At 66.2% G+C, this 4800-nt stretch carries 4 protein-coding genes; 2 read left to right on the top strand and 2 right to left on the bottom strand.

Annotation, left to right across the window (positions count from 1 at the left end; genetic code table 11):
• Both ACXJKJ_RS29900 and ACXJKJ_RS29905 read left to right on the top strand, forming a co-directional pair.
• Positions 1 to 1092: patatin-like phospholipase family protein (locus ACXJKJ_RS29900; protein ID WP_457394918.1), on the top strand; the 1092-nt coding region annotated here is incomplete at its 5' end.
• Positions 1093 to 1367: 275 nt separating this feature from the next.
• Positions 1368 to 2000, top strand: a complete 633-nt coding sequence (locus tag ACXJKJ_RS29905) for a PEP-CTERM sorting domain-containing protein (protein WP_457394921.1) — start codon at positions 1368 to 1370, stop codon at positions 1998 to 2000.
• A gap of 70 nt (positions 2001 to 2070) precedes the next feature.
• On the opposite strand, the gene ACXJKJ_RS29910 is transcribed toward ACXJKJ_RS29905, so the two are convergent.
• Together ACXJKJ_RS29910 and ACXJKJ_RS29915 are read right to left on the bottom strand one after the other, a co-directional pair.
• A complete protein-coding gene (locus ACXJKJ_RS29910; protein ID WP_457394924.1) occupies positions 2071 to 3051 on the bottom strand; it encodes an aldo/keto reductase in 981 nt (326 codons plus the stop codon).
• Positions 3052 to 3133: 82 nt separating this feature from the next.
• On the bottom strand, positions 3134 to 4800 hold a 1667-nt coding region (locus tag ACXJKJ_RS29915; RefSeq protein ID WP_457394926.1), incomplete at its 5' end, for a PhoH family protein.

Genomic DNA, 4800 nt, shown 5'->3' on the forward strand with positions numbered 1-4800 from the left:
GCCTACTTCGGCCTGCACGGCGCCGAGGGCCTGCGTGAGTTCCGCGACAAGGTGCTGCTGCGCGACGGCGAAGCCAACCTGCGCTTCAGCCTGCTCAACCCCAACAACCTGCGGCGTCTGTTTGCCGGTGGCCTGAACGATCGCAGCGACTTCAACGACTGGCTGGAGAACGATGTCTTCAAGGGCGCGACATTCGCCGACATGTTCAAGCGCTCGCGGCCCGTGGTGTGGATCAGCGCCAGCAATGTGCAGTACCGGCTGGCCTTTCCCTTCCATGAGCGTGCCTTCGATGCGCTGTGCAGTGACCTGGCGAGTTATCCGGTCTCCGAGGCGGTGGCGGCGTCGATGGCGGTGCCGCTGCTCTTCGCGCCTGTGGTGCTGGAGCGCTTTCCCGATGCCTGCCAGGTGCAAATGCCGCCGGGCCTGGCGGTGCGCCGGGACGAGCGCGACGACCAGTACCGGCTGCGGCTGGCGCTAGCGCGGTTGTTCCGCGACAACGCCGACCCCAAGGCGGGCCGCTATCTGAAGCTCGTCGACGGTGGACTGACCGACAACCTCGGCCTGGTGGCCATCCTGCAAAGCCGCGTGCTGCTGAACACGCCCTATGGCCCCATCCCCGAGCAGGACGCGGCGACGATGCGCCGCCTGCTTTTCATCGTCGTCGATGCTGGCCAGGGCCCGAGCGCGGACTGGGCCCGCGAGGTGGCCGGCCCCTCGGGCATGGAGATCGCATCCGGCGCCGTCGACACGGCCATCGAGAGCACCATGCGCATGAGCTATGCGAGCTTTGTGCCCATGGTGCGCAACTGGGAGCGCGACCTGGTGACCTATCGCTGCAGTCTCAGCGACGAGCGCAAGGCCGCGCTGCGGGCGCTGAACCCGGAATGGCATTGCGAGGACATCAAGTTCAGCGTCACCCAGATCAGCTTTGCTGATTTGCCCGAGACCGAGGAGCAGGCGCTGAACGCGATTCCGACGCGGCTCAAGCTGCCGGCGGAGCAGATCGACAGGCTGATCAATGCTGGACGCCAGGCGACGGCCCAGGATGCCGGCGTGAAACGATTCTCGAAAGCCGTTCAGCGCGGCGACTGATCGTTAACCGGATATCTGATCGGCATTGGGTGGCATTTCCCTGACGGGTCATTTCAGCGCAAGGGCCTAACCCTAGGGTTTGCCGCATGTCGAGGGAATTTCCACCTTCAACCGTGGGGGCATTTCAAGGTTGCCTGCGGTGCTCGTCCTACTGGACCGTCCTACAAGCGGCGAGGTGTTGGCATGGTTGATGCACTAGGGATTGTGCGTCGCCCCAAAGCGTGTTGTTGCGTCAACAGGGCCTGCAAAACATTGCCCACACTGGAGACAAACAGATGATCAAGAAGATGCTTGCCACGGCGGCTTTCGCCGGCCTGGCCCCGCTCTCGGCGCATGCCGCCTTGACGATGTTGACGGCGGCGGATGGTTGGCCGCCTGCGGGCAGCAGCGGCCTGGAGACCGTGCAGTTCGCCGCTGTGGCGGCCAGCGGTGTGAAGGTCGCCGTCGGCGCCCATGCGTACAAGAACAGCGCCTTTCTGGCCAATGACGGCGTGCGTAACTTCCAGGCGCAAGGTGGCGTCTACCTGCCAGACGGCAAGAACTACGCGAACTGGAGCTTCGACTTCGCCTACGACATTCGGGGCTGCCAGGGCTGCAAGATCTGGCTGGGCATCGACACCGACAGCAGCGCCGCCGTCAGCTACACCGACATCGACCTGCTGACCGCGGGCCTGCCGACGTTTTTGGGCGAGTCGTGGAACCTGGAGATGTCCTTCCTGACGACACCGGGCTTCAACTTCAACCCGTATGCGGCCAGCTCGACGGACTTCCGCCTCTTCGTCACCGATGCGGCCGGCGCCACCCTTGCGACCACCGACATCACCGTCAATGTGCCGGAGCCGGCCTCGATGGCCCTGGTGGGCATCGCGCTGGCAGGCTTGGCGGCAGGTCGCCGTCGCCGTACCTGAGCCGTCGGGGGGCAAAGAACGAAGCGGCCCGCGGGCCGCTTTTTTAATGCTGCACGAAAGGCGCGAGGGTTCACCAGAGGCTGTGCACCTGCGGCGCGATGCGGCGCTGGTAGACGTCCACTAGTGCCTGCATCAGCGGCGCGGGCAGGGCGGCCAGGTCGGCAGCGCTGACGTTCTCATCCACCTGCTCGGGTGTGCGGCCGCCGGGGATGGCGGTCGTGACGGCCTCATTCATCAGGATCCAGCGCAGCGCCAGTCTGGCCATGCTCACTCCCGGGGGCAGCAGGGCGCGTAATTCCTCGACGGCGGCGAGGCCCTGCTCGAAATCGACCCCCGAGAAGGTCTCGCCCTTGTCGAAGGCCTCGCCCTGGCGGTTGAAGCCACGGTGGTCGTCGGCGCCGAAGCGGCTGTCGCGCGTGAACTTGCCGCTGAGCATGCCGCTGGACAGCGGCAGTCGGGCCAGCACGCCGACCTGTGCGGCTTGTGCGGCAGGCAGGAAGGCTTCGGCGGGCCGCTGGCGGAACAGGTTGTAGATGATCTGCACCGACTGCACGCCGGGAAACTTCAGCGCGGCCAGGGCTTCGTCGATACGCTCAACGCTGACGCCGTAGTGGCGCAGCTTGCCTTCGCGCACCAGGTCGTCCAGTGCGGCGAAGACCTCGGGCATGGCGTAGACGGCGCTGGGCGGGCAGTGCAGCTGCAGCAGGTCCAGGCTGTCGGTCTCGAGGTTCTGCAGGCTGCGCTCGATGAAGGGCCGCAGATCGCGGTAGCCGTCGGCGACGTGCGGGTTCAGGCGCCGGCCGGCCTTGGTGGCGATGTAGAAGGCGTCGCCGGGGCGCTCGCGCTTGAGGCGGGCCAGCAGGCGCTCGCTGTGGCCATCGCCGTAGACGTCGGCGGTGTCGAAGAAGTTCACACCGCGGTCCAGCGCCCGGTGCAGGGCCGCCATCGCGGCGCTGTCGTCCGTATGGCCCCAGGTGCCGCCGATGGCCCAGGCGCCGAAGCCGATGGCAGAGATGTTCCAGCCAGTGCGGCCGAGGGAGCGGTAGATCATGGGAATGCCAGGCAGTGGATGCGAAATGGTATCGCAACCATTTGATGGAAAAAAAACGGCCCCACGAAGGGGCCGCATCGGTTCAAAGAACTTCGGAAGCGAAATCCGCCAACCGCGAGCGCTCGCCGCGGGCCAGCGTCACGTGGCCGCTGTGGGCCCAGCCCTTGAAGCGGTCGACCGCGAAGGTCAGGCCCGAGCTGCCTTCGGTCAGGTAGGGCGTGTCGATCTGCGCCAGGTTGCCCAGGCAGACGATTTTGGTGCCCGGTCCGGCGCGCGTGATCAAGGTCTTCATCTGTTTAGGCGTCAGGTTCTGGGCCTCGTCGATGATGACGAACTTGTTCAAGAAGGTGCGCCCGCGCATGAAGTTCAGGCTTTTGATCTTGATCTTGCTGCGCACCAGGTCATTGGTGGCGGCACGGCCCCATTCGCCGGCGGTGGAGCCGCCCTTGGCCAGCACCTCGAGGTTGTCGTCGAGGGCGCCCATCCAGGGGCCCATCTTTTCTTCCTCGGTGCCCGGCAGGAAGCCGATGTCCTCGCCCACGGGCACGGTCACTCGGGTGACGATGATCTCGCTGTAGCGGCGGTCATCGAAGACCTGGGCCAAGGCGGCAGCCAGCGTCATCAGCGTCTTGCCGGTGCCGGCGGTGCCGGTCAGCGTGATGAAGTCGCATTCCGGGTCCATCAGCAGGTTCAGCGCGAAGTTCTGCTCGCGGTTGCGCGACGTCACGCCCCAGACGGCGTGCTTCTGATTGCCGTAGTCCTTCAGCGTGCGCAGCACGGCCGTCTTGCCGGTGATCTCGGTGACCTTGGCGTACAGGGGCGTCTCGCCGGGCGCCTCCAGGTAGACCAGCTCGTTGATCAGCAGCGTGGGCACGAGCGGGCCGCTGATGCGGTAGTAGGTCGTGCCGCCCTGCTGCCAGCTCTCCATGGTCTTGCCATGGCGGTCCCAGAAATCCGAGGGCAGAGCCTGGACGCCGGTGTAGAGCAGGTCGGAGTCTTCCAGCGTCTTGTCGTTGCGGTAATCCTCGGCGGGCAGACCAAGGGCCCGCGCCTTGAYGCGCATGTTGATGTCCTTGGACACCAACACCACTTCCCGGCCTGGGTGCATGCCCTTCAGCGCCTGGACGACGCCCAGGATCTGGTTGTCCGCCTTGCCCTGGGGCAGGCCTTGCGGCAGCGGCGCATCGATCAGCTCGGTCTGGAAGAAGAGCTTGCCCTCGGCTTCGCGGTGGCCCGTGCCGGCCAGGGGCAGGCCCTTGGCCATCTCCTCGATGCCGCTGGTCTTCAGGCTGGCGGCGAGCTGGTCCAGTTCGCGGCTGACCTGGCGCACGTTGCGGGCGACCTCGGTCATGCCCTTCTTGTGGCCGTCCAGCTCCTCGAGCGTGATCATGGGCAGGAAGACGTCGTGCTCCTCGAAGCGGAACAGAGACATCGGGTCATGCATCAGCACATTGGTGTCGAGCACGAAGAGCTTGGCTGCGCCGGCGGGTTTTCGCGTGCGTTTGGGCGCGGCGGCTCTGGCCGGCGCCTTGCTGGCTGTTTTTATGGGCAGTCCCGGCCTGGCGGCAGCGGGGCTGGAGGTGGGGGTGGGAAGCCGCAGCACTTCGGCTGTCGGCACCGCGACCGGAGCGGCGGCGGGCGCGACGACGACGGGAGGCGTCGCGCGAGGTTTGCTGGGGGTCAGAGTGGCCGAGTAAGCAGAGGCATCGAGGCGGCTGGCGCGTTGTGCAGGAGGCTTAGGCAGTGGCA

It is taken from the genome of Roseateles sp. P5_E1 (assembly GCF_054049335.1).